We start from the raw sequence: 25,904 nt of genomic DNA, 5'->3' as shown, positions 1-25,904 counted from the left end.
ATTATAGTGACTTCACTTTTTTTTTATTAAGATCCTCTTCGATATGCGCTTTGAGGATCGTTCTCGCTCTGGACAGGTTAGATTTGGAGGTCCCTTCGGAAACTCCGAGCATCTCGGAAATTTCTTTGTGAGAGTATCCATCCAGCACATATAGGTTAAATGTTAACCTGTACTTGTCCGGAAGCCGTTGTATAATGCCGAGGAGATAGTCGAGGCTGATATCGTCATCTTCTACCTCTACTTCTACCTCGTCTTCTATTTCTTCCGAAACGATATTAAAAACCTTTTCTTTGCGATACTTCTGGAGTACGGTATTCACCGCTACCCTGCGTATCCATCCTTCAAAAGAACCTTTGAAACGGTACTGGTCTATCTTGTTAAATATGGCCATGAAACTATCCTGCAGATTATCTTCCGCCTCTGTCTGGTTCCGGGAGTACTTAAGGCAAACGCTGTATAACTTACCGTTAAACAAACGGTACAACTGCTCTTGTGCCTTTCGGTCCCGGTCCTTGCACCGGTTTATGAGTTCTTCTAAACTCACGTAATAGTCTGCGTTAGTTTTGGCTTCCCTGCCGGAACCGGAATAGATAAAAGGTTCTCATTTTCTGTTTTTCAGGCAAAGTCGGGATGAAATTGTTTTCTTGGTCAGGTTGTTCCCGAATTCACCCGGATAACAGTTTTTTATCTCTTTTCCGGATTTCCTGCTCTTACAGGGTTACAGGTTAATTTAACTGTTTGGTTATTCCTCTTCTTCCTTAACAGGAATATTGTGGATCAAAAATTTATCATCTCCTCCGCTGTCTTTCCCATTCCAAAATCGGATCGAATAGGACATAGGTATGGGCTGGGTAGTTGATGTTGTAAAATCATCAATAGAATCGTTTTTTACTAAGTTTAAAGTTCCGCATGAGTCATTAGTTGCTTGGACTCTTGCAAATGCCGCAAATTTTACAACTCTGACAGAATCATTCGATTCTTCATTGTCTACCCATCCCTGATAACCAATATATGTATGGCATTCTGAAGGAATGAGATATGAAAAATCTATCCCATATGTTTCACCTGGTTCCAGGGTGTCAGGTAAACTACTTACTTCAACAATAGGAATTGCTTCATCGTAAAAATTAGCACCGTCATCGTTCAAACACCCGGATAAAGATAGAGCTAAGGTTAAAAACACGGCTGCAATACTTACTTTTTTCATGTTGCTTCTTTTTAATTTTTAGGAGGTTTTGTCATAAAGATGCTCATAAGACCATATGGTTGCGTGTAAAATGAAAAAATCCCGATCAGATCGGGATTTTGGAGAAATTTTTAGTGAAGTTAGATGAGAAATTAATTTCTACCTATTATTTGACTAGGATATATATATTCCAAGGCTATTTTATCATAATTTTCAAATTCACCTATGGAACCACTATTAAGGCAAGCAAGCATCAAAGATTTTGCGCCAGGTCCTGTAGGGTATTTAGGGGTTCCAGGAATATGAATGGCGCCCTCAGGAGATGCAGTTTCTCCGTCTGATCCTGATCCACAACTTTGCCTGGTTTCCCAATCTGTATGGCGTAAACCAATACAGTGTCCTATTTCGTGCATTATAATATGACGTAATAAAGTTACAGATAGATCAGAACTTCCAGAGTTTATTCTTACATGTCGGTATGGATTACCACCTGAAGGAAATCCAGCACTTCCTCCTATGGCATTATTTGAAACTACTTGTACAATGATATCATCACTAGAGGAGCTTGATCCAAAGTTCAAACTAAAGAAAAGACCAGTGGAAATTTTTGTTTCATATCTGTTGATTGCTTCCTCTAGAGCAGTTCTCATTTTTGGAGTTAAGGCTCCTGAGCCAGTTGTGATTCCCTTGACACGTATCGCACGAGTGTTAAGGGGAGTGTTGTAATTTACTAGATTATTAGTTCTATACCTGTTTTGTATCATTCCTTTTTTCTCATGAGGCTGAGGTGTATTTAAAGAAAACAACTTATCATGGGTTATAGTTATATCCCCTTCAATAACATAATTAGTTTCAACGCTTCCGTCAGGCAATGTAAAATCTTTTTTATAAACGCCTTCTGGGTTAAGTTCTAATGATTTAAGTTTTTCAATTACTTCGGAGCTAATTTGATAATCACGTTGACCTTCAGTTTGCTCGCTTTGGTTTTCGATTTGCTCATCTATTCCGTCTTTACTACAGGACGATAGGAATAAAATTGTGATACATAAAGCTAAATTTAAAAGTCTTCTCATAACTAAATAGATTAAATGTTAGTATTTATTTACTTAAGATTCAGGGCGAATCTTACAATAAAGATAAATAAATATTTTATCTATAAGATTTTTTGTGTTAATTTTAATTGAAGATATTATGTGAAGTATGCAAAAAAAATCCTGCCTTCTTTTACAGAGGCAGGATTTTATTCGGAATTTTATGTGTCTTATCGTTACACTTTGATTGCCTTAAGGGCTTCTTTGATCTTGTTTTCCAGTTCTTCCAGAAGTTCCGGGTTGTCTTCCAGGAGCAGTTTAACGGCATCCCTTCCCTGTCCCAGTTTGGTATCGCCATAGCTGAACCAGGAGCCACTTTTCTTAATGATCTCGTATTCTACACCGAGATCGAGTATTTCACCTACACGGGAAATACCTTCCCCGTACATGATGTCGAATTCGGCTGCCTTAAATGGCGGGGCCACTTTGTTTTTTACCACTTTTACTTTGGTCTTGTTTCCTGCCACATCACCGTTACCGTCTTTGATCTGGGTAGACCTGCGGATGTCCAGCCGTACGGAAGCGTAGAATTTAAGAGCATTACCTCCCGTAGTGGTTTCCGGGTTGCCGAACATAACCCCGATCTTTTCCCGGAGCTGGTTGATAAAGATTACCGTAGATTTGGTTTTGCTTATACTTGCCGTAAGCTTTCGGAGCGCCTGTGACATGAGACGGGCATGAAGTCCCATTTTGGAATCTCCCATTTCTCCTTCTATCTCACTTTTAGGGGTCAGTGCGGCAACAGAATCGACAATAACAATGTCAATAGCTCCCGAACGGATCAGGTTGTCGGCTATTTCCAGAGCCTGTTCCCCGTGATCCGGTTGGGAAATGATAAGATTGTCTACATCCACTCCCAGTTTTTTGGCATAAAACCGGTCGAAGGCGTGTTCCGCATCGATAAAAGCCGCGATACCACCTGCTTTCTGGGCTTCGGCCATGGCATGCAGGGTAAGGGTGGTCTTACCTGAAGATTCCGGTCCGTATATTTCTATGACCCTTCCCCTGGGATAGCCACCTACCCCGAGAGCGATATCCAGGCCTATGGAGCCCGTGGGAATGACTTCTACATCTTCCACAACACTATCTCCCATTTTCATTACTGCCCCTTTCCCGTAGGTCTTGTCCAGCTTATCCAGGGTAAGCTTGAGGGCTTTTAATTTTGCGTCTTTATCTGAACTCATCGCTGTGTTTTTTCTAAAAAATAATCCGTGCTAAAATACCATTTCTTTTTCAGAGTGGCAACGGGTGTACAGGAGTTGTTTTTAGCGAGGATGGCCTGCGGAACGGAAAAAGAGTTGTTGTTATGCGGGTTTGGCGGACTTTGCCTTGTCCGTTAAAAAATATTACTTTTGCAAAAATTTTTATCTGATTCTTTAACCCTTAATAATTAGTATAGCATGCAACTGTACAATACTTTAAGCGCTAAGGAAAGGGAGGAGCTTATCGAAAAGGCCGGTAAAGAGCGTCTTACTCTCTCTTTCTACAAGTACCATCACATTAAAAATCCGCAGATATTCCGGAATCACCTGTTTGTAACCTGGAATGAAATGGATGTGCTGGGCCGGATTTATATTGCCAAAGAAGGTATAAATGCACAACTTTCTGTTCCGGCAGATCACTTTAACGTTTTTAAGAAACACCTGGACAGTATTACTTTCCTGGAAAACGTAAGGCTCAATATTGCTATTGAGCAGGACAACAAATCGTTCCTGAAACTGAAAGTGAAGATCAGGAACAAAATTGTTGCGGACGGCCTGAACGACGACACATTTGATGTTACCGACAAAGGAGTGCATGTGGACGCCGTTAAGTTTAACGAGCTTATCGAAGACCCGGAAACTATCCTGGTAGATATGCGCAACCACTATGAGAGTGAAATAGGACATTTTAAAAATGCCGTTACGCCCGATGTGGATACCTTTCGCGACTCTCTGCCTATTATAGAAGACGATCTTAAAGAACATAAACAAGACAAGAAGCTTGTCATGTATTGTACCGGGGGGATCCGTTGCGAAAAAGCAAGTGCGTATTTCCGGCACAAAGGCTTCAAAGATGTGTACCAGCTGGAAGGAGGTATTATAGAATATACCCGGCAGGTTAAGGAAAAAGGACTGGAGAATAAATTTATAGGAAAGAACTTTGTGTTTGACGAACGTCGTGCCGAACGTATATCTGAGGATGTTATTGCGCACTGCCACCAGTGTGGCAAACCATGTGATACCCACGTGAATTGTGCCAATGAAGCGTGTCATCTGCTTTTTATACAATGCGAGGAATGTGCTGAGAAAATGAACGGATGCTGTTCGGATGCCTGTGTGGAAATTGTTGCTCTGCCTTACGAAGAGCAGAAAGCGCTGCGCAAAGGGAAGTACAAAAGCAATAATATCTTTAAAAAAGGCCGGTCGGGAGTACTCAGATTCAAGGGGTGATAAGGGCTCCTTATGTATGAAAATACCGGTTTTCGGGGATAGGTAAATCCGCAATGTTCGCAAACCCGGTAAACTAAAAAACTGTATCTTTACATTTTGTAAGGTGCAGGTGCGCTTTACCGTACGAGAATTATTTATGAACCTTTTTCTGCTTCCTTTTATGGTCTTGGCTATAAAGGAGGAGCAGTTACAATATATAGGAATATGGGATGTAGCAGTTGTTCAACCGATAAGGATGGACAGCCACGGGGATGTAAGAACAATGGTACATGCGGGACCGATGGTTGTAATAAGCTTACTGTTTTTGATTGGCTTTCCAATATGTCACTTCCCTCAGGTCAGCAACCTTTTGACTGTGTGGAAGTCCGTTTTAAAAATAGCAGAAAAGAGTTTTTCCGGAACAACGAAAACCTTTCGCTGTCCATTGGCGATGTGGTGGCTACCGAAGCAACTTCGGGGCATGATGTGGGGATTGTAACTCTTATCGGGGAGCTGGTAAGGGTGCAGATGAAAAAGAAAAAAGCAGACTGGGAAGACCCTGCACTCCCGAAAATATACCGGAAAGCTTCGCAACGGGATATTGACATCTGGACCGGTGTACGGAATAAGGAAGAAGAGGTAAAGAAAAGATCCAGGGAGCTTGCCATAGCTTTGGGCCTGCAGATGAAAATTTCCGATATCGAATACCAGGGTGACGGTTCCAAAGCTACTTTTTACTACACGGCAGAAGAGCGCGTGGACTTCAGGCAGCTTATCAAAGACATGGCCAGGGCGTTTAACGTGCGTATTGAGATGCGGCAGATTGGCTTTCGTCAGGAAGCGTCCCGTCTTGGAGGCATCGGGTCTTGCGGAAGGGAACTGTGTTGCTCTACCTGGCTGACAGACTTTCGTTCGGTTAATACTTCTTCCGCCAGATACCAGCAGCTATCCCTTAACCCTCAAAAACTTGCCGGGCAATGCGGAAAGCTGAAGTGCTGTCTCAATTACGAACTGGATGCCTACCTGGATGCGTTACAGGAATTTCCCAAAGCAGATATAAAACTGAATACCCAGAAAGGAAGGGCGGTATGCCAGAAAATCGATATCTTCAAAGGTTTTCTCTGGTATGCCTATGAAGAAAACAGTGCCAACTGGCATAAACTTATGCTGGATCAGGTACAGGAGATTATCGATAAGAACCGGAACGATGTTAAGATAGAAAGTCTGGAAGACTATGCTTCGGAAATTGCCGAAGAAAATACTAAACGGGAGTTTGAAAACGTTGTAGGACAAGACAGCCTTACGAGGTTCGATCAACCTAAAAAGAAACGCAAGAGCAAGAACCGGAAAAAGAGGAGCAATAAAAAGACCGCCAGAAAAAAAGAATAACAAGAAATAAATGACTGCGGTTTTTATCTTTTACCGGATGCATCGGAGCCCTTGAAAGGTCGGGATGCTATCGCAACAGAAAACCGTTAATTATAAGATGGGTAAGATCTTCAGATTGTTTTTTTGGATGGGAAGTACACTATTGCTGTCCTGTGATTCCGAAAGCGTGTATTCCGATTACCAGGCGTTGAACCACCCCTGGAGTAAAGAGGAGAGTGTGGGTTTTACCTTTCAACCCCCGGATACCGTACAAACCTACAACATGTTTATTAACCTGCGGAACGATGATAATTATCCGTTCAGTAACCTTTTTCTTATAGTGAAGCTTAATTTTCCGGATGGCAAAGTAATTGCGGATACGCTGGAATACGAGATGGCAGAGCCGGATGGGAAATGGCTCGGAGAGGGGTTTACGGATCTGAAGGAAAGTAAGCTCTGGTATAAGGAGAATGTTGTTTTTCCGGATTCCGGAGAATATACCGTTGCCATAGAGCATGCCATGCGAAAAATAGGTGAAGAGGAAGGAATTGGAGAACTGGAAGGGATCACCGATATTGGTTTGCAGATCAAAAAAACAAATATAGAGTAATAGTTAATGAGCTTGCCGGGGACCTGTGTTTTTGTCTCCGTACACTCAATAAAATCAACAATAGAATAAAATGGGAAAAACACCTGCCAGGAAAGAGAAGAAACAGGGTTTCGGTACATATATAAAGTGGTTTTGGGGATTGTTTTTCGGGGGTATTCTCCTCGTGCTATTATTATTTTTACTGGCTTCCTGGGGGGCGTTTGGTACAATGCCTACTTTTGAGATTCTCGAAAACCCGCAAACAAACCTTGCTACCGAAATTATTTCTTCCGACGGCAAAACACTCGGTAAATATTATCTGAACGATAACAGGACCCCCGTCTCTTATGACGAATTGCCGGATCACCTGGTTAAAGCATTGGTAGCGACCGAGGATGAACGCTTTTACAAGCATTCGGGAATAGATGCCCGCGGAACCATAAGGGCTTTTGTATTTCTCGGCAGAAAAGGAGGTGCAAGTACCATAACGCAACAATTGGCAAAGCAACTCTTCACAGAAAGGCCTTCCAGTAATATTATTGCGCGGGTTATCCAGAAAATAAAAGAATGGATTATTTCTATTCGGCTGGAAAGGCAGTATACCAAAGAAGAGATTGTAGCCATGTACCTCAATATCTCTGAATTCGATAACAGGGCAGACGGTATCCGCTCTGCTGCCAGGATATATTTCGGGAAGGAACCCAAAGATCTGAAAATAGAGGAGTGTGCCATGTTGGTAGGGATGTTGCAAAATTCCTCGTATTTTAATCCCATAAAGCGTCTGGAATTGACACAACGGCGACGAAATATAGTATTTCGCCAGATGGAAAAAAACGACTTTATAACCGGGGCAGAAAAGGATTCGTTGCAAAGTATCCCGATAAAACTCAATTTTAGCAGGGAGTCCCACAGGGAAGGGCTGGCCACTTATTTCAGAATGTATCTGCAGGGTTTTATGAAAAGCTGGGCCAATGATCCTGAAAACCGTAAACCCAATGGCGATAAATACAATATATACCTGGACGGACTCAAGGTATATACTACTATTGATTCGCGGATGCAGAAATATGCGGAAGAAGCAGTTTCGGAGCACATGAAAAAATTACAGGCGGAGTTTTTTAACCAGAATACGCCGGACAGGAATAAAACTGCTCCTTTCTTAGGGGTGAGCAGCGAAGAGATAGATGCTGCCATGGAACGCGCCATGAAACAGTCGGAACGCTGGCGTAAAATGAAATACGATATGGGCAAGTCCGAAAAGGAGATCAGGGCATCGTTTAAAGAAAAAGCGGAAATGAGCGTATTTGCATGGGACGGTGAAAAGGATACGATCATGACCCCTATGGACTCCATTCGTTATTATAAATTCTTCCTGCGTACCGGTATGATGTCCATGGAGCCGCAAACCGGACATGTAAGGGCCTGGGTTGGTGGAATTAATTATAAACATTTTCAGTACGACCAGGTAAAGCAGGGAGCGCGGCAGTCAGGCTCTACATTCAAGCCGTTTGTTTATGCCACTGCTATAGACCAGCTGCATATGTCGCCCTGTGACAGGTTGCCTGATGTACAACACTGCATAGAAGCTAATAAATACGGGAATATAGCTCCCTGGTGCCCTAAAAATTCCAATGGAAAATATACCGGAAAAATGCTGACGCTTAAAGAAGCGCTGGCCAATTCGGTGAACACTATTACAGCTACCCTGATAGATAAGGTAGGCCCGGTTCCGGTAACACAACTGGTGCGAAACCTGGGTATTGAATCCGATATACCCCCCGTGCCATCCATTGCACTGGGGACACCCGATTTTACGGTATATGAAATGGTTGGTGCCTATAGTACATTTGCCAATCAGGGAGTTTATGTGAAACCTGTAATGATTACACGCATCGAGGATAAGAACGGCACCGTACTGTTCGAATCCGTTCCGGAAACCAAAGATGTGATGAGTGAAGAGGTGGCCTACACTACCGTTAAGCTCATGGAAGGAGTTACACAGTCCGGTTCCGGGGCGCGGCTGCGAAACAAATGGGCAGTGAATAATGCTTTGTATAAGGAGGTAATTACCGGCTATCCATATGAATTTACCAATCCTATTGCCGGTAAAACCGGTACTACGCAAAACCAGAGTGACGGGTGGTTTATGGGTATGGTGCCCAACCTGGTTACCGGGGTTTGGGTAGGCGGAGAAGACAGGGCTATCCATTTTAAGAGTATCAGGTACGGGCAGGGTGCTACTATGGCTTTACCGATCTGGGGATTGTATATGCGAAAGTGTTATGAAGATAAAGAACTCGGCATTTCCAAAGAAGATTTCAGGAAACCCGAAAATCTTTCCATAGAAATAGATTGTTCTAAAGTCAGGGAAAACGAAACCCCTGAAGAGCTGAATTTTGAAGAGATAGACTTTTAGAGACTATTTTTCATATATTGAAAATATAAGCCGTTGGGCCGTCTTTTTTGTTGAATAATTCGTATTTTTCCGGTAAAAATTACGAAATGATAAACAAGAGGGTGGCTTCAGTTGCCGAAGCCCTGCAGGGAGTCCGGGATGGAATGACCTTTATGCTGGGAGGTTTCGGTTTATGCGGAATTCCCGAAAACAGTATAGCAGAACTTGTGCGTCTCGGTATCAAAGATATTACCTGTATATCCAATAATGCCGGGGTAGATGATTTTGGCCTCGGACTTTTGCTTCGGAAGCGCCAGATCAAAAAAATGATATCGTCTTATGTGGGCGAAAATGATGAGTTCGAGAGACAAATGCTCAGCGGAGAACTCGAGGTAGAGTTAACCCCGCAGGGTACACTGGCAGAAAAATGCCGTGCCGCACAGGCCGGGATACCTGCTTTTTACACTCCCGCAGGATATGGTACCGAAGTCGCCGAAGGAAAAGAAACCCGCGAATTTGACGGAAAAATGTATGTCATGGAAGAGGCTTTCCGTGCGGACTTTGCCATAATAAAGGCATGGAAGGGAGACGAAGCCGGAAACCTGGTATTTAAAGGGACCGCAAGAAATTTTAATCCCTGTATGTGCGGAGCGGCAAGGATTACCGTAGTTGAAGTCGAAGAACTCGTGCCCGTGGGAGAACTGGATCCCAATCAAATACATATTCCCGGGATTTTCGTGCAACGTATCTTCCGGGGGAGCAACTACGAAAAGAGAATTGAACAACGGACCGTAAGAAAAAGGTAGTTCATAAACTTCAACCATTCACTTATGTTAGACAAAGACGGCATCGCAAAGCGAATAGCGAAAGAAGTAAAAAACGGATATTACGTCAATCTCGGTATCGGAATCCCTACCCTGGTAGCCAATTATGTTCCGGACGGATTGGATGTGGAATTTCAGAGCGAGAACGGTGTTTTGGGAATGGGACCTTTTCCGTATGAGGGGGATGAAGATCCGGATGTAATTAATGCGGGAAAACAAACCATTACCACATTGCCCGGAGCCTCCTTTTTTGACTCTGCCACCAGTTTTGGCATGATACGCGGGCAGCACGTACACCTTACCATTCTGGGGGCCATGGAGGTAGCGGATAACGGAGATATAGCAAACTGGAAAATTCCGGGGAAAATGGTAAAAGGCATGGGAGGGGCCATGGACCTTGTAGCTTCGGCCGAAAATATTATTGTCGCCATGATGCATACCAACAAAGCCGGGGAGTCCAAACTACTTAAAAAATGTACGCTGCCCCTGACCGGGGTGAACTGTGTGAAAAAAATAGTCACCAACCTGGCCGTGCTGGAAGTTACCGATGGAGGATTTAAATTGCTGGAACGCGCCCCAGGGGTCTCCGTGGAAGAGATAAAACAGGCAACGGAAGGCAGATTGGTAGTAGAAGGCGACATCCCCGAAATGACCTTATAGGAATGTACGACGAGGTACGTTTACGTTAGTTATCCGAACAGATCGGCGATAACATCTTCTATCCGGGATACCAGGGCGACCCGTATCCCGCTGTTTTTTACCGTAACCTTATTCTGTTTGGATACGAAAATGGTGGAAAACCCTAGCTTTTCCGCTTCCAGGATACGCTGGTCTACCCGTTGTACCGGGCGTACTTCGCCGGCAAGTCCTATTTCCGCGGCAAAGCAAACATCTTTTGGAATAGCAATATCCTCGTTGCTGGAGAGTATGGCTGCCACAACAGCCAGGTCTATGGCCGGGTCATCTACGGAAATCCCCCCGGTAATGTTCAGAAAAACATCTTTTGCGCCGAGGCGGAATCCCGCTCTTTTTTCCAGGACTGCCAGTAGCATATTCAGGCGTTTTACGTTATAACCTGTAGTACTTCGCTGAGGTGTGCCGTAAACCGCGGTGCTCACCAATGCTTGTATTTCTATCATCAACGGACGTATGCCTTCCAGGGTGGCTGCAATAGCTGTACCGCTCAATGATTCTTCACTTCGTGAGATCAGTATTTCCGAAGGGTTGGCCACTTCCCGCAGACCGTTCCCCAGCATCTCGTAGATACCCAGTTCCGCTGTAGACCCGAACCGGTTTTTTAAAGCCCGGAGTATACGGTATACATAATTCCTGTCCCCTTCGAACTGCAGGACAGTGTCTACCATGTGTTCCAGTATTTTCGGCCCTGCTATATTCCCTTCTTTGGTGATGTGTCCGATAAGAATAACAGGGGTATCCGTTTCTTTGGCAAATTTGATGAGTTCTGCCGTACATTCCCGGATCTGGGATATACTGCCTGCGGAGGACTCTATATAATCGGAATGCAGGGTTTGTATGGAGTCAATGACAAGAATATCTGGGGATGTACCCTCTATTTGCTTAAAGATGTTCTGGGTTTTGGTCTCCGTGAGTATATAGCAATTCTCGCTGTTCGGGTTAATGCGTTCTGCGCGCATTTTAATCTGCGACGGGCTCTCTTCCCCGGAGACATAAAGGGTTTTATAGGGGAGTTGCAGTGCAATCTGCAGGAGCAACGTACTTTTTCCGATCCCAGGTTCACCCCCGAGAAGGATCACGGAGCCCGGTACGATACCTCCGCCCAGTACCCGGTTGAATTCGTTATCCCCGGAAGACAGACGGTTCTCTTCAGACCGGATTATTTCGTTTATCTTAAGAGGTTTGGAAGCTCTTTTGCTTCCGGAAGTTGTGGTCCCCTGTTTCCAGGAACTCTTTTCTTCTTTCTGGATGACCTCCTCTACAATAGTGTTCCATTCCCTGCACGAAGTGCATTGACCCTGCCATTTGGCATACTGGGCGCCACAGTTCTGACAAAAATAGGAGGTTTTTACTTTAGCCATATTTTCCGGTTCCGATAAGATATTTTTCCCGGTCTAAAATAGGTATTATTTTCGGATCGACTACGGTTTTAGTAATTGATGCAGGGCAAACACATCCTAAAATTATAAATAGTTTAAAATTCCAGGTTACAAGTTGCAGGTTACAGGTTTCCAAGTTCTGGTTTGAAGGACACCTCATCTCCCGATCATTCCTAAAATTTCCATCCATCTAAGCCCATCCTCTATCCTCTCATTTCCCAAGCTCCTTTACCTCATGGTCACATTATCGAATTCTCACTTTCTCAGATGCTCTGTGCATAATGCGTTTGCCCTAGTCATTGATGGCTTCAATTCTTTCCATGATAAGGTCCTTATGGATAAAATCGATCTCTTTCATCCCGAATGCTTTTTTATACGTTCTTGTCGCTTTTTTCAGATCGCCGGTTTTTTCTAAATATTCCGCTTCCAGGTAATAGCCGAGCATGGTTTCCGGAAATTCCTTTTTCGCCAGCTCGCTGAGTTGTTCCAGGGAGTTCATATCTTCTTTTTTCAGGCTTCCGGCATAAATGGCCATAATGTCGTTGAGACTTACCGGCTTCCGAAAGCCAAACAAGTCTTCCGCCCTCTGATATTTTTTATCGAGATATTCAAAAACAGGTGAGTCCGAAGCGAGGATACTGTTTTTGTACTCGTATGGAGTGATGGGTCTGTATATGGCGAAAATGTGGTTGAGCGCCCTGGGAATAGCGCAGGAAGCGGCCGCATATCCGTCCGTGTTCTCAAAACTGTCAAAAAAATAGAACAAATGGTCGTTCTTTACATTTTTCATCGAAGTATTCAGGTTGTGGATACGCTGAACCTGGTTTTTATCCCCGTCTTCCCCGGCAGCCAGGTAGTAAAATTTTGTGGTGTTCATGGCCGGCAACCGTTCTGCCAGTCGGTTTTCGAGCTTGGGAGCAAATTCCGGATGAATGTCAATATAAGCGTCAAAGAGTGGGTTTTCTTTAAAAATGTAGTAGTTTATGAAATTGCCTGTAAAAAGATGTCCGACGATCATCTTAAAATTGGCCAGGGTGTACTTGTCTGCAACAGAAGGTAGCAGTTCCATTCCTATAAACTCAAAGAAATCGGCACCTTTACCCGCCGGAAACCCGCTCTCGGCATCGTAAGTGCAATCTGCTTCCGACTGTCCTTTTTGGTCAATTCCAACAATGATACTTTCCGGCATCTGTCCGTTTGCGGCATAAAACCTGGCATTGGACACAACCAGGTCAAATAGGTGATGGGCATCCAGCACGAGGATCAGGGGATAAGGCTTGTCTGCGTCATAATCTTCCGGAACATACAGCAGGATGTTTCTCGTTTCTTCCAGGTATTCGGAATCAAAAGGAATTTGTTTGATCTGGGAATGTGCATTGGCCAGGGAGAGAAGCCCAAGCAGAGTATAGCAAAGGGATTTCATAAGTCAACGGGTGTATTATTTGGTTTGGTATGCGATTTTCCGGGTTATCAACAGGCAGAAATTTTCTGTTTATGCCCTTAATTACCTTGTGCGTAGGAGGTTTGGTTGCCATGGCAAGATAGTAATTATTACAACAATCTCAAATCGCGAATGACTTTTTAACGAAAAAATGTTTTCGGTATTTCCGGCTTAATTATTCTTGTTGTACACCGGAAGGAAAAGAAAGGAAGCGGTTCCGAGAAATGCGATTACCGCGGTTTGGGACAACCATACGATCCACCCGAAAGAAGTGCCCACGGTATAGTCTATACCATACAGTAAAATAGCCTCTGCAATGAGGAAAGGGTAAGTGCCGAACCCGCCATTTGTAAACGCAATGGTAAAAGAACCCACTACGAAAAGGGAAAGGGTTTGTGAGAATGTTATGGTTTGTGTTTCCGGAAAGGCGAAGATGCAAATGTAAAACATGAAAACATACATCGTCCAGATGAAAACAGTATGGGCAATGAAAGACCACTTTTTCTTCATGGACAGAATACTCAATACACCCTCTTTAAGTCCGTTTACGAATTTCCTGATCTTCTGCCCAAACGCAGACCTGGTGCGCCTGAGGTATATCCAGATAAACAATACAACAACTACTCCCGCTATTCCCGGGATAGCCAGTTTCTCCGCGTTGATATTGTGTGTGTCCATTAATCCCCAGAGGGTATCGAACTGGAGGAACAGGGCGGCAAAGAGGATACATACGGAAATAAAGAGATCGGCGATCCTTTCTGCTACAATAGTGCCGAATGCCTTCTCAAAAGGGACTTTGTCATATTTGTTGATTATGAGGGCCCGCGAAACTTCTCCCGACCGGGGAATCGCAAAATTCAGCAGGTATCCTATGCTTACTGCCATAAAGCTATTGGGGAGCCTTGCCCGGTAGCCCATGGGCTCCAACAGGTAATTCCAGCGATATGCCCGCGAAAAATGGCTCAGAGCGCCGAAAAGCATGGATATCCAGATATACAGATAATCGGCTTTCAGGAAATTTTCCTTCAATTGCTTTAACTGTTCCTGGCTAAACTTGTTATAGGTATACCAGATCAGGAATAAACCCAGGGCAAGCGGGAGTACTATCTGAATGATCTTGGATAATTTCTTTTTCACTACACGTTTGCCTTAAAGGGCAAATACTGTTATTAATAATTATAACAAGGTATGGCAGTCAGCCACCCCCGTATTATTTTAGCGAGTTGTCTTTTTCGTCAGGAAAAACCAAAGACGGTTTAAAGGATTTTGCCTCTTCAAAATCCATGATACCGTAGGATATGATGATGACGATATCTCCTTTCTGAACTTTCCGGGCGGCAGGTCCGTTGAGTGTTATTTCACCGCTGCCTTTGTTCCCTTTGATAACGTAAGTTTCGAGGCGCTCCCCGTTATTAATGTTAACGATCTGAACCTTTTCTCCTTCGATAATATTAGCAGCCTCCATAAGAGCTTCGTCTATGGTGATGCTGCCTATATAGTTGAGTTCGGCCCCGGTGACCGTTACCCTGTGTATCTTGGATTTTACTACTTCTATCTGCATGCCGCAAAGGTAATTATAAATTGGGAGTTATGTGTTAAGAGATGTTAAAGCGGATTGACGGGCAGTAATTTTTTCCCGAATCCTCTTTCGGTATCCTATGTTTTTTCCTTCGGAGTTTAATTTAATGCTATATTGTCTATCAGGCGCACTTCATCCGTATATGCCGCTATAAATGCCCTGTATTTCCGTTCCGTTTCTTTCCGTTCCGCCGGTATCAGGGTCTCCGCATTTGCAATTTCCATATATTCCAGTTGAAATGACGGATGTTTTTTAAATTCCTCCGACACCCATTCCTTGATCTCCTGTACACTTTTCGTGCCAAATTCGTCTCTGGCAGTCTGCAGGATTTCGTATATAAAACCGGCTTCTTTTCGTTGTCGGTCGGAAAGGCGTTCGTTACGGGAGCTCATGGCCAGTCCGTTTTCCTCTCTTTTTATAGGGCATCCGCGAACCTTTACGGGCAGGTTGTGCTTCTTTACAAGGGTGCGGATGATCTGTAACTGTTGATAGTCCTTTTCACCAAAGTACGCATTATGTGGTTCCACGACCTCGAAAAGACGTTTTACAATGGTGCCGACACCGTCAAAATGACCTTGGCGGAATTTTCCTTCCATCCGGAATTCCAGTCCGTCAAAATCAAAAGATGAGGAAACTATATCACCGGAATAAATTTCTTCTGCGTCAGGGGCAAAGATCAGGATGGACGGATGTGCGGAACGGAGCAGATCTGCGTCCTTTTCCAGGTCTCTCGGATATTTATTAAGGTCGTCCTTGTTGTCAAACTGTGTCGGGTTTACAAAAATGCTTACTACGACAACATCGTTTTCGGCGGCAGCCTCTTCTACCAGTGACAAATGTCCCTGGTGCAGGGCCCCCATAGTAGGAACGAGACCAATGGTCTTTCCTTCCTTTTTCAGGGAAAGCAACTCCCTCTGTAACGGCTCCCTTTTACGGAATATAACCATGAGTTAATGAATTAACAGCCTGCAAAGCTATATATTTTCGTGGAATTGGATGCATTTGTACGCGGATATTCCCCTAAAACCTTGCAAATAAGGGAAGAAGAGTACGTGTCAGACCCTCGAAAAGGGCGCTTTCGGAAAGGAATTCCCGGATTAAAATGATGATTTTGGAGGGAATAGAGTGGGTCGGAATGAGTGCGTTAGGCATATTTTTTGTATTTTTGCATGCTTTGGGAGTTTTTTGGAAAAATTAAACAGCTTCTTGTACAAAAGTTTTATTGTAAACAAAACGAATTTATGACTGATAAAAAAGTGCTATTTGTCGCCTCCGAAATGATACCCTATTTGCCGGAGAACGAAGTCTCTTCATTGGCATATGAAAATCCGAGAATGGTAAATGACAGGGGCGGGCAAATACGAATTTTTATGCCTCGCTTTGGGAATATTAACGAGAGAAGGCACCAGCTTCATGAAGTAATACGCCTTTCCGGAATGAACCTTGTGATAAACGATATGGACATGCCGCTTATCATTAAGGTGGCGTCCATTCCTAAAGAAAGAATCCAGGTGTATTTTATAGATAACGAAGAATATTTTAAACGCAAGGCTACTTTTTCCGATGAGGAGGGAAACCTCTTTCCGGATAATGATGAAAGGGCCATATTTTTTGCCAAAGGAGTTGTGGAAACTGTTAAAAAACTGAACTGGTCTCCCGATATTATCCATGTTCACGGCTGGATGGCCGCTATGCTTCCGCTATACCTGAAAAAATACTACGCCGACGAGCCTTTGTTTGCCGACAGTAAAATTGTTACCTCGGTATACAACAAAGATTTCGAAGGGACGTTAGATAAGCAGATGATGGAAAAAGTGATGTTCGACGGTATTGCCAAAGATGATGTTAAGGCTTTGGAAACCCCGGATTATTCCGGTGTACTCAAGGTGGCAATAGACAATTCCGACGCGGTGGTCATTGCATCGGAAAAAATACCTTCGGACCTGGAAGAATATTTGAAAAGTGCAGATAAACCGGTATTGCCCTACGTATCTATTTACGAATTTGAAGATGCCTACGAACAATTTTACGAAACAAAGGTTTTAGGTTAAATCGGGTTGATACGGGAGTGACGGTTTTCTTTGCTTATGCCGGGTGAATACCGCATATTAAGACAGGAAGAATGTCTGCCGGAAGGGCAGGGAACAGTCGCCGGTTTTCAGTCCAAAAAAAATTAAAGACAGAATGAAGAAAGTAAACTTTCAGTCATATAAGGCAATACTGCTCCTGGGCGGCATTGCTTTTTTTGCTTCTTGCAGTGATGATGTAAATACTATCGGAACAGACATTATTGGTGACGGAAACTTTGAAACAGAGCGGGCGGAGTTTGAAGTGTATGCTTACAACCGCAAATTGAACGGGGTGCAGACCAACGGATTGCCCCTGTACCAGCTCGGGGTTTATGACGACCCTATATACGGAAGAACGGAAGCCAGTATCGTATCGCAGTTGTATCTTACCAATACCAGGCCGGTCTTTGGAGTGAGTACCCAGCAGAGAGAGGAAGAATACGCTAACGATAACGATCCGAAAACTACTCCGGAAAATGAAAGAGCAACCAAAGTATATCTGAATATCCCTTTCTTTAGCCGTGTGGCGGACGGAGAAACCGAAAATAACGATTCGGGAACTCCGGTAGCCAGAAAATATGACCTGGACTCTATTTACGGCAGTAAAACAGCGCAGTTTAATTTTAAAGTCGAAGAACTTACGTACTACCTCAGGGACCTGGATCCGTCCAGCGGATTCCTGGAACAACAGGAATATTTTTCAGATAAGGATTTTTCTTACAATACGGGCATGGTGCTTCGCGATACTATAATAAAGATCGATAACCTGGAAGAACTGATTTATAAGGCAGACGATCCGGATACCCCCGACGAAGATGAATCAAAGGAGGTAGAAACCAGGCTTAGCCCCAGGATAAGGGTGGAACTCGATCCTGCCTATTTTCAGCAAATACTGGATAAAGAAGGATCTTCCGAACTGATGAGTAATAATAACTTCAGGGAATTTATCAAAGGTCTTCGTTTTTCAGCCTCCGGATTTTCCGCTGCCTCTCTTATGCTTCTGGACTGGAATAATGCCAATGTGGAAGTGAGATACGAGTATGACAGGGTGGATACGGCGGATGATAACAAGATTGTTAAAGGAAATTCTTCCTTTACCCTCAGTCTCGGTGCCTTTACAACGGATGCCAACTCCGGAGCAAGGACAAGAAGGAATAATGTAGCCAATACGATTGTCAGTGAATCTTACCCTGCTGAAGTTGCGGAACAACTGGATAACGATACCAATGCATCGCGCCTGTATCTCAAAGGAGGTGCCGGGACCCTGACGGAACTCCGATTGTTTGATCCCAGGGAGAGTTCGGAGGTTCTGGATGCAAATAAAAAGCAAGGATGGATTATCAATGAAGCTAACCTGATTTTTTATGTGGACAGGGAGAAGCTGGATGCCCATCCGAATATGGAAGAACCGTCAAGAATATATGTTTATAATATGGATAACGACAGTATCATTGCCGATGTAGAACTGGATTATACTGTTAATCAGAATAAAAATCTGTCCAGACAGATCTACGGGGGTATTCTGGAGAAAGAAGATGATAAGGGGGTAAAATATAAAATAAGGCTTACGGAGCACGTGGACCGCATTCTGAATAAGAATTCCACGAACGTTCGGCTCGGGCTTGCCCTGACGGCCAATATAAACAGTACGAGGAATATCTCTGCTAAAGGGAATGACGCAAAGCCGGAACTCATTGTGCCGGAATCTTCGGTTATAACACCTCTTGGAACGGTGCTGTACGGAAATAATGTGGAGGACGAGAATAAAGACAAGCGCCTGAAGCTGGAGATATTCTATACACAAGTGGAATAAACCCCGAATCAGAAATAACTAAAAGCAAACAAAGATGTGCGGAATTGTAGGGTATATCGGTTATAGAGAAGCTTACCCGGTAGTGGTAAAAGGACTTCAGCGATTGGAGTATCGCGGCTATGACAGTGCCGGAGTGGCGCTGTACGACGGTACGAACATTCAATTGTCCAAAACCAAAGGTAAAGTGGCAGACCTGGAAGTCAAAGCCAGGACAGAGATCGCCCTGCAGGGAACACTGGGTATAGGACATACCAGGTGGGCAACCCACGGAGAGCCCAACGATGTTAATTCCCATCCGCATTACTCCAATTCCGGTGACCTGGTTATTATTCATAACGGGATTATCGAGAATTATGAGCCACTTCGCCGGGAGTTGACCAAAAGGGGCTATACCTTTACTTCGGATACGGATACGGAAGTGTTGGTAAACCTGATAGAGGACGTAAAGAAGAATCACGATCTGAAACTCGGTAAAGCGGTACAGATAGCTTTGAACCAGGTGCACGGCGCTTATGCCATAGTGGTTTTTGACAAGACCAAACCCAATGAAATTGTAGTAGCCAAACTCGGTAGCCCGCTGGCTATCGGTATAGGCGAAGATGAATTTTTTGTGGCTTCGGACGCTTCTCCTTTTATTGAATATACCAATAATGCTATTTACCTCGAAGATGAGGAAATGGCTATTTTGAGAAGAGGGAAGGAAATAAAAATAAGAAAAATAAAAGACGATTCACTGGTAGATCCGTATGTTCAGGAACTTCAGTTGAACCTGGAGCAGATAGAAAAGGGCGGATACGACCACTTTATGCTTAAGGAGATCTACGAGCAGCCCCAGGCTATAAGAGATACCTACAGGGGAAGGCTTCGGGTAGATGAAGGCATCATAAAGATGGCCGGAATGGAGGATAACCTGGAGAAGTTTCTAAATGCAGACAGGATACTTATTGCGGCCTGTGGTACGTCATGGCATGCCGGGCTGGTAGCGGAGTATATTTTTGAAGATCTTGCACGGATTCCCGTGGAAGTGGAATACGCATCGGAATTTCGTTATCGCAACCCGGTAATCACGGAGAGAGATGTGCTGATCGTTATATCGCAATCCGGAGAAACGGCCGATACCCTTGCAGCTATTAAACTGGCTAAGGAAAAAGGAGCCTTTGTATTCGGAGTCTGTAATGTAGTGGGGTCATCTATAGCGCGTGAAGCTCATGCGGGAGCATATACCCATGCCGGCCCGGAGATCGGTGTTGCGTCTACCAAAGCCTTTACGACACAAATCACTGTGCTTACCCTTATGGCCCTGAAACTGGCATCTGCCAAAGGTGCTGTATCCAGGACCGAATTACAACGTTACCTGACGGAGATGGAGGCCATTCCGGCCAAAGTAGAGGGATGTCTCAAAATTAACGATCATGTGAAATATATAGCTTCCCTGTATGAAAAAGCGCCTAACTGCCTTTATCTGGGAAGGGGTTATAATTTCCCCGTGGCGCTGGAGGGAGCATTGAAGCTAAAGGAAATATCCTATATCCACGCGGAAGGCTATCCGGCTGCGGAAATGAAGCATGGCCCGATAGCCCTTATCGATGAACAGATGCCTGTAGTGATCATCGCTACGAAAAACGGGCACTATGACAAGGTGGTAAGCAACATCCAGGAAATAAAATCGAGGAAAGGTAAGATCATTGCCGTAGTAATGGAAGGAGATACCACGGTAAGGGAGCTGGCAGACCATATTATAGAAGTGCCGGAAACTACAGAGGCATTGAGTCCGCTTCTGACGACTATCCCGTTACAACTTCTGAGTTATCACATCGCTGTGATGCGGGGGTGCAATGTGGATCAACCCCGTAACCTGGCCAAGTCGGTTACTGTAGAATAAGAAACTGTTTAAAATTTATCTTTTGGTTCTTTTACGTGTCTTTTTCCGCCATACCCGCCTGCCGGCGTGCAGGAATCCACTATAAAATATTCCAAAAACAAAATTTAAACAATTTCTAAGAAATTATAAAAGAAACAAGAATATTAAAAAAGCCTGTTCCGAACCCGGAACGGGCTTTTTTTGTTTTGGTAGGCGGATGCAAAAAATATTAGATGAAAGTTATAAAAACACAGTTGATATTGTTGATAATAAAATATTATGTATAAATGTTAATGAAATACTAAGATTTAGTATATTGTTATTGCTAAATCAATAATCGTATACTATGAGAACTTTTGTCTTTGCCTTTCTCCTTTTATGGGGTACTTTCTCCTATGCGCAAACTACGGTTTCCGGGAAGGTGACCGATGAAAACGGAGTACCTGTCCCCGGGGCCAATGTGGTGCTGGTAGGTAAAACCGTCGGTGCGGTTACCAACATGCATGGGGTCTTCGTCCTGGAAACCTCCGAATCCCCGCCATTTGTATTGACTGTATCGAGTATAGGCTATGCATCCGTAACCATGGAGATAACTTCCTCCGGACAGGAAATAAATGTCCGGCTTCATGAACAGGAAACTTTACTGGACGAAATTGTTATCTCCGCATCGCGTACACCGGAACGTATCTTTGAATCTCCGGTAACGGTAGAGCGTTTTGGAGTACGGGAGATAAGAAATACTTCTTCGGCAAATTTTTATGACGGACTGGAAAACCTTAAAGGGGTAGATGTCAATACCAACTCACTAACTTTTAAGTCTGTAAATACACGTGGATTCGCTTCTTTTGCCAACACGCGCTTTGTGCAGTTGGTAGATGGAATGGACAACACTTCACCGGCGTTAAATTTTGTTTTGGGAAACCTGGTGGGCATGTCAGAACTCGATGTGCTTAGTGTGGAATTGCTGCCGGGAGCCTCATCGGCCTTGTACGGGGCAAATGCCTTTAACGGCATTTTGTTCATGACCAGTAAAAATCCCTTCGATTATCAGGGAATAAGTGCTTATGTCAAGAGCGGGATCACCTCCCAGGAAGCTGCCGGAGACAATGCTTTTTACGATTTTGGTATAAGAATGGCACATGCTTTCAGCGATAAATTTGCCGCAAAAGCCAATTTTTCCTATCTGAGGGGAACAGACTGGTATGCCGTGAACGAAGAAGATGTGCTGAACCCCGGAGCGACCCGTACAGATCCGGATTATGACGGGATGAATATCTATGGGGATGAAGTAAGCACAAGTATAAGAAGTGTAGCCAACGATATGGTGGCTCTGGGGCTGCTCCCCGACGGAGCGCAAAACCTGGTGCCGGACCAGGTGGTAAGTCGTACGGGGTATGCCGAGAGAGACCTTACCGATTACAAGGCCGAAAGTGTTAAGGCCGATTTTTCATTGCACTATCGCCCTTTCGCAGACGATTTTGAAATTATTTACAACGGAAGGCTGGGCCGGGGTTCAACGATTTACCAGGGGGCAAACCGTTATGCTTTAAGGGATTTTTTTATACAACAGCACAAACTTGAGTTCCGCAATAACAACTTTTTTGTGCGGGGATACATTACTGCGGAAAAAGCAGGGGATTCTTATGATATGCGCTTTACCGGAATCAATATGAACCGACTGTGGAAACCGGATAATCAGTGGTTCGGCGAATATGTAGGTGCTTATCTCACCGCTTTTCAGGGAGGTGCCGGGTTTGCTCCCGGCGATGCCACCGCTTCCCATTCTTTTGCCCGGCAGATTGCCGATACGGGGCGACTGGAGCCGGGAACGGCAGACTTTGAGAGTGCGTTCCGGCAGGTGACAGGCAGTCCGGATCTGGCCAGTGGTTCCAGGTTTCAGGACAATACCAAAATGCGGCATGTAGATGTGAATTATAATTTTAGTCACTGGACGGAAAGTTTTGCAGATATCCAGGTGGGAGGGTCGTTCCGGGAATATGTTCTGAATTCATACGGTACCATCTTTACCGATTATGATGGCCCGATTACCTATTCCGAATACGGGGCGTATACCCAGATACAGAAAAAGGGACTTGATGAGCGGTTGAAGTTCACCGGGTCGCTCCGTTATGATAAATCACAGCTTTTCGACGGTTTTGTTTCGCCCAGGGTGTCTTTGGGGTACACGGCAGGGCAAAACAGGAATCACAATATAAGAGCCTCTTTCCAGACCGGGTTCCGGAACCCTACCACACAGGACCTCTTTATTGGTCTGGATGCGGGGAGGGCCATTTTAATAGGTTCTGCCGAGGAAAATCTCGATCGTTACGTACGCACTTATGAATTGAGTGATATAGGGGCCATAGTGTCGGGAAGTCCTACTGCCGATATTTCCGGCAGGCATGCTTACGAGCAGGCCTATTCCGCCCGGTCTGTACAAGCTTTCAGCGCCTCTGCGGAGGCAGGTGCTCCAAATCCGGCTTTACTGAATATTGCCGATGTGGAAAAGGTGAAGCCCGAAAAGGTTACGGCTTTCGAAGTGGGCTACCGCGGACAATTACAAAGAATTACTATAGATGCGAGTATCTATTACAATAAATACAAGGATTTTATTGCCAATGAAACGGTCGTGGTCCCTTTTTACGGCGCGCTGGACCTGTCCGATCCGGTTGATCTGGGTACGGGGCCTACTCCGCGGGCACTTATTGCCCTGAGTCAGGGCGATTTTCAGGCGTACCAGGCGTATACCAACTCTTCCGTAGATATAGATTCATATGGAGCTACCCTGGGAGTAGATGCAAAAGTATTCGGTAATTTTGATTTGGGTGTCAATTATACGTTTGCCGATTTTGATTTTGACGAGGATAAGGACCCGGATTTTCGTCCCGGGTTCAATACGCCGAAACACAAGGTAAAAGCCCATTTCGGCAATACGGAACTGTTTAAAAATTTCGGGTTTAATGTCAACTGGAGATGGAGCGATGCGTTCTTCTGGCAGGCCAGTTTTGCCGACGGCAATGTACCTGCATTTTCTGTAGTGGACGTTCAGTTTAATTATCATGTGCCATCCGTAAAATCCACCTTTAAGGTCGGCGGGACGAATATAGGGAGAAATGAATATTTTACCGCCGTGGGTACGGGGCTTATCGGTTCGCAGTATTATGTTTCGTGGGTGGTGAACCCATAAGCCGGATCTTTCCTTCCGGCATATTGGTAAGGCCTTTTTTATGGTGCGTTGCAAACGCACTGAACGATAGGCAGTCGTTTCCGCTTTGCTTAAACGAGCGCCAGTGGGATTAGAAGCAGTGGCTATCGTGCCTGTGGGACGGTTTAGCTATCACCGGGATTCTGGCTTTAGCGGGGAGGCCGAAAAGGTGGTGATCTATAACCGGCGTAAGGTGGCTTACGATGCGTTGCAAAACCAACACCACAGCCATACCCGGCAGGAAAAACGCAAGCTGCATGACAGCAGCGATACCAGGGAAGTGCAGCAGCACGAGGTAAAGACCGTAGAACGTACCGGCATCCGCGGCGCCAGCCGGTGGTTGATCGCCATAGCGGTCCTGGTCTTTATCGTTCTTGGCCGGGTCATCCGGAAGCATTTCCGGTGGCGGAAACTACTGGGGTTTTTATTCCCCGGCAAGCCCGGATAGCCCCATTTAAGGGAATGCGTATACACGGAACCGGGTTGGGTTAGCGGCTAAAGCAACCCGGTTAGCGGCGGACTTGATTAAGTTCGCCGCTTTTGTATTTGCGTACGCATTCATAAGCAACCGGGTTAACCGCTAACCCAATTGCTTACGCATTCATTCCCTTTCCCTTTTACCGTTAAAGGGATTCATGGCACCGTAAACCCATTCCCTTGAGCGGTCAACGTAACCCGTTTTACCGTCAAAGTAGTTGGGTATGACATCAGAAGCAACCCGGTTAGCGGTTAACGTAACCCGGTTTACCGTCAAAGCAATTGGGTATGACATCAGAAGCAACCCGGTTAGCGGTCAACGTAGTCCGGTTTACCGTCAAAGTAGTTGGGTATGACATCAGAAGTAACCCGGTTAGCGGTCAACGTAGTCCGTTTTACCGTCAAAGCAGTTGGGTATGACATCAAAAGCAACCTGTTTAGCGGCTAAAGGGAATGGGTTAGCCGCTAAACCAACTACTTCCGGCGTCAAAGGGATTGCTTTAATGGCCGTTTTCCGGGCTTTAAACCGGGAAATCCTTTACCGGCTTTTTGAATCTGAATATGTCCTGTAAGTTTCAACTATGTTAGAGAAATTAATATGGAGAAAGGTTTTTGGCATTTGCGCACAAAATGCACAACTTTGCATTTTCTAAAGGGATAATAACGCAGAACGGCAAATGACAATTAATCACAAAGGTATCCCCGTTTTTTATACGGAAGAGGGCAAAGGGCCTGTTTTAGTACTTTTACATGGTTTTTTAGAGAACTCCGGTATGTGGAAAGGACTGATGCCGGGACTTTCCGATAAAAACAGGGTGGTTGCCATAGATTTACTGGGGCACGGGCAAACCGGGTGTCTCGGTTATGTACATACCATGGAGATGATGGCTGAGGCGGTAGAAGAGGTATTAAAACATCTGAAGATACGCAAATCTGTGCTCATCGGGCATTCTATGGGAGGTTATGTGGCCCTGGCCTTCGCGGAGAAGAACCCGGATGCCATAAAGGGCCTGGTATTGCTCAATTCCACTGCCCGGGCGGATGATGAGGTCCGGAGACAAAACAGGGATCGTGCTATTGCCGCAGTAAAACACAATCACAGGAATTTTATAAGAATGGCTATCTCCAATCTTTTCCGGCCCAAAAACCGTAAAATATTCCGGGAGGAAATAAAAGAAATTAAAACGGAAGCCCTTAAAACACCTTTGCAGGGGATTGTGGCTGCATTGGAAGGGATGAAGATCCGGGAAGACAGGGAAGTGCTTCTGCATTTTTCACCTTACAAAAAGATGATGATCCTCGGGAAGAAAGATCCCGTCCTGAATTTTGATGTCCTGTTGGACCAGACAAAGGGAACGGATGTTGCGATTTTTGAAGTTTCGGACGGTCATATGAGCCATATTGAGAATAAAAAAGAAGTTTTATATGCAATATGTTGGTTTTTAAAGAAATAGCCGGTATTTTTTTGATTTTTGATTTATAAAATAGTATATTCGGGGGCGTGAATCCAAAACTACCCA

The 25,904-nt window shown here is 44.6% G+C and carries 22 protein-coding genes; 12 read left to right on the top strand and 10 right to left on the bottom strand.

The annotated features are described in order from the left end of the window. Nucleotide 1: 1 nt before the first annotated feature. The 4 genes from ACVBDU_RS09625 to recA form a co-directional block, all read right to left on the bottom strand. On the bottom strand, nt 2-544 hold the full coding sequence (locus ACVBDU_RS09625; protein WP_447179535.1) for an RNA polymerase sigma factor: 543 nt from the start codon (nt 542-544) through the stop codon (nt 2-4). A gap of 198 nt (nt 545-742) precedes the next feature. Beyond that, nucleotides 743-1,207, bottom strand: a complete 465-nt coding sequence (locus ACVBDU_RS09620; protein ID WP_447179534.1) for a hypothetical protein — start codon at nt 1,205-1,207, stop codon at nt 743-745. 131 nt (nt 1,208-1,338) lie between these two features. Further along, nucleotides 1,339-2,259, bottom strand: coding sequence for a M57 family metalloprotease (locus ACVBDU_RS09615; RefSeq protein WP_447179533.1), 921 nt, complete (start codon nt 2,257-2,259; stop codon nt 1,339-1,341). Nucleotides 2,260-2,453: 194 nt separating this feature from the next. Then, nucleotides 2,454-3,461 carry a recombinase RecA gene (recA, locus tag ACVBDU_RS09610; protein ID WP_447179532.1) on the bottom strand — a complete coding sequence of 336 codons (1,008 nt, stop codon included), beginning with the start codon at nt 3,459-3,461 and terminating at the stop codon, nt 2,454-2,456. 216 nt (nt 3,462-3,677) lie between these two features. Between recA and trhO the strand changes: the two genes are divergently transcribed. The 6 genes from trhO (at nt 3,678) to ACVBDU_RS09580 (ending at nt 10,524) form a co-directional block, all read left to right on the top strand. Further along, nucleotides 3,678-4,709, top strand: a complete 1,032-nt coding sequence (trhO, locus tag ACVBDU_RS09605; protein WP_447179531.1) for an oxygen-dependent tRNA uridine(34) hydroxylase TrhO — start codon at nt 3,678-3,680, stop codon at nt 4,707-4,709. Nucleotides 4,710-4,913: 204 nt separating this feature from the next. After that, complete coding sequence (locus tag ACVBDU_RS09600) at nt 4,914-6,077, top strand: PSP1 domain-containing protein (RefSeq protein WP_447179530.1); 1,164 nt, start codon at nt 4,914-4,916, stop codon at nt 6,075-6,077. A 97-nt stretch (nt 6,078-6,174) separates the two neighbouring features. Further along, on the top strand, nt 6,175-6,666 hold the full coding sequence (locus ACVBDU_RS09595; RefSeq protein ID WP_447179529.1) for a gliding motility lipoprotein GldH: 492 nt from the start codon (nt 6,175-6,177) through the stop codon (nt 6,664-6,666). A 70-nt stretch (nt 6,667-6,736) separates the two neighbouring features. After that, nucleotides 6,737-9,061, top strand: coding sequence for a penicillin-binding protein 1A (locus ACVBDU_RS09590; protein WP_447179528.1), 2,325 nt, complete (start codon nt 6,737-6,739; stop codon nt 9,059-9,061). Between the two features lie 86 nt (nt 9,062-9,147). Next, nucleotides 9,148-9,846 (top strand): CoA transferase subunit A, encoded by a 699-nt coding sequence (locus tag ACVBDU_RS09585; RefSeq protein WP_447179527.1) that lies wholly within the window; start codon nt 9,148-9,150, stop codon nt 9,844-9,846. A 24-nt stretch (nt 9,847-9,870) separates the two neighbouring features. Next, nucleotides 9,871-10,524, top strand: a complete 654-nt coding sequence (locus ACVBDU_RS09580) for a CoA transferase subunit B (RefSeq protein WP_447179526.1) — start codon at nt 9,871-9,873, stop codon at nt 10,522-10,524. A gap of 29 nt (nt 10,525-10,553) precedes the next feature. Here ACVBDU_RS09580 and radA read toward each other — a convergent pair whose 3' ends face one another. The 5 genes from radA to panC form a co-directional block, all read right to left on the bottom strand. Next, the gene (gene radA / locus ACVBDU_RS09575; protein ID WP_447179525.1) at nt 10,554-11,921 is read right to left on the bottom strand and encodes a DNA repair protein RadA; all 1,368 of its coding nucleotides are present in this window, start codon (nt 11,919-11,921) and stop codon (nt 10,554-10,556) included. 310 nt (nt 11,922-12,231) lie between these two features. Further along, nucleotides 12,232-13,362, bottom strand: coding sequence for an alpha/beta hydrolase (locus tag ACVBDU_RS09570; RefSeq protein ID WP_447179524.1), 1,131 nt, complete (start codon nt 13,360-13,362; stop codon nt 12,232-12,234). Nucleotides 13,363-13,551: 189 nt separating this feature from the next. Continuing rightward, the gene (locus ACVBDU_RS09565; RefSeq protein ID WP_447179523.1) at nt 13,552-14,517 is read right to left on the bottom strand and encodes a lysylphosphatidylglycerol synthase transmembrane domain-containing protein; all 966 of its coding nucleotides are present in this window, start codon (nt 14,515-14,517) and stop codon (nt 13,552-13,554) included. Nucleotides 14,518-14,590: 73 nt separating this feature from the next. After that, entirely contained in the window at nt 14,591-14,941 is a 351-nt protein-coding gene (gene panD, locus ACVBDU_RS09560) for an aspartate 1-decarboxylase (protein WP_447179522.1), read from the bottom strand. Between the two features lie 116 nt (nt 14,942-15,057). After that, a complete protein-coding gene (gene panC / locus ACVBDU_RS09555) occupies nt 15,058-15,906 on the bottom strand; it encodes a pantoate--beta-alanine ligase (protein WP_447179521.1) in 849 nt (282 codons plus the stop codon). Between the two features lie 294 nt (nt 15,907-16,200). Between panC and ACVBDU_RS09550 the strand changes: the two genes are divergently transcribed. The 5 genes from ACVBDU_RS09550 to ACVBDU_RS09530 all read left to right on the top strand — a co-directional run bounded on the left by ACVBDU_RS09550 (nt 16,201) and on the right by ACVBDU_RS09530 (nt 24,355). After that, on the top strand, nt 16,201-17,010 hold the full coding sequence (locus ACVBDU_RS09550) for a glycogen/starch synthase (RefSeq protein WP_447179520.1): 810 nt from the start codon (nt 16,201-16,203) through the stop codon (nt 17,008-17,010). A 133-nt stretch (nt 17,011-17,143) separates the two neighbouring features. After that, the gene (gene bamH, locus ACVBDU_RS09545; protein WP_447179519.1) at nt 17,144-18,841 is read left to right on the top strand and encodes a BamH family beta-barrel-assembly machinery protein; all 1,698 of its coding nucleotides are present in this window, start codon (nt 17,144-17,146) and stop codon (nt 18,839-18,841) included. Between the two features lie 34 nt (nt 18,842-18,875). Next, nucleotides 18,876-20,723, top strand: a complete 1,848-nt coding sequence (gene glmS / locus ACVBDU_RS09540) for a glutamine--fructose-6-phosphate transaminase (isomerizing) (protein ID WP_447179518.1) — start codon at nt 18,876-18,878, stop codon at nt 20,721-20,723. A gap of 325 nt (nt 20,724-21,048) precedes the next feature. Next, nucleotides 21,049-23,889 (top strand): TonB-dependent receptor, encoded by a 2,841-nt coding sequence (locus ACVBDU_RS09535; protein WP_447179517.1) that lies wholly within the window; start codon nt 21,049-21,051, stop codon nt 23,887-23,889. A gap of 103 nt (nt 23,890-23,992) precedes the next feature. Further along, nucleotides 23,993-24,355, top strand: coding sequence for a hypothetical protein (locus ACVBDU_RS09530; RefSeq protein ID WP_447179516.1), 363 nt, complete (start codon nt 23,993-23,995; stop codon nt 24,353-24,355). Between the two features lie 153 nt (nt 24,356-24,508). On the opposite strand, the gene ACVBDU_RS09525 is transcribed toward ACVBDU_RS09530, so the two are convergent. Then, nucleotides 24,509-24,679, bottom strand: a complete 171-nt coding sequence (locus ACVBDU_RS09525) for a hypothetical protein (RefSeq protein ID WP_447179515.1) — start codon at nt 24,677-24,679, stop codon at nt 24,509-24,511. A 382-nt stretch (nt 24,680-25,061) separates the two neighbouring features. Here ACVBDU_RS09525 and ACVBDU_RS09520 point away from each other — a divergent pair, with 382 nt between their 5' ends. Further along, entirely contained in the window at nt 25,062-25,838 is a 777-nt protein-coding gene (locus ACVBDU_RS09520) for an alpha/beta fold hydrolase (RefSeq protein WP_447179514.1), read from the top strand. The last annotated feature ends 66 nt before the right edge of the window (nt 25,839-25,904 follow it).

This window comes from Sinomicrobium endophyticum, assembly GCF_052983315.1.
Note: the sequence above shows the minus strand (reverse complement) of the source record. Positions and strands in the feature narration are given on the sequence as shown.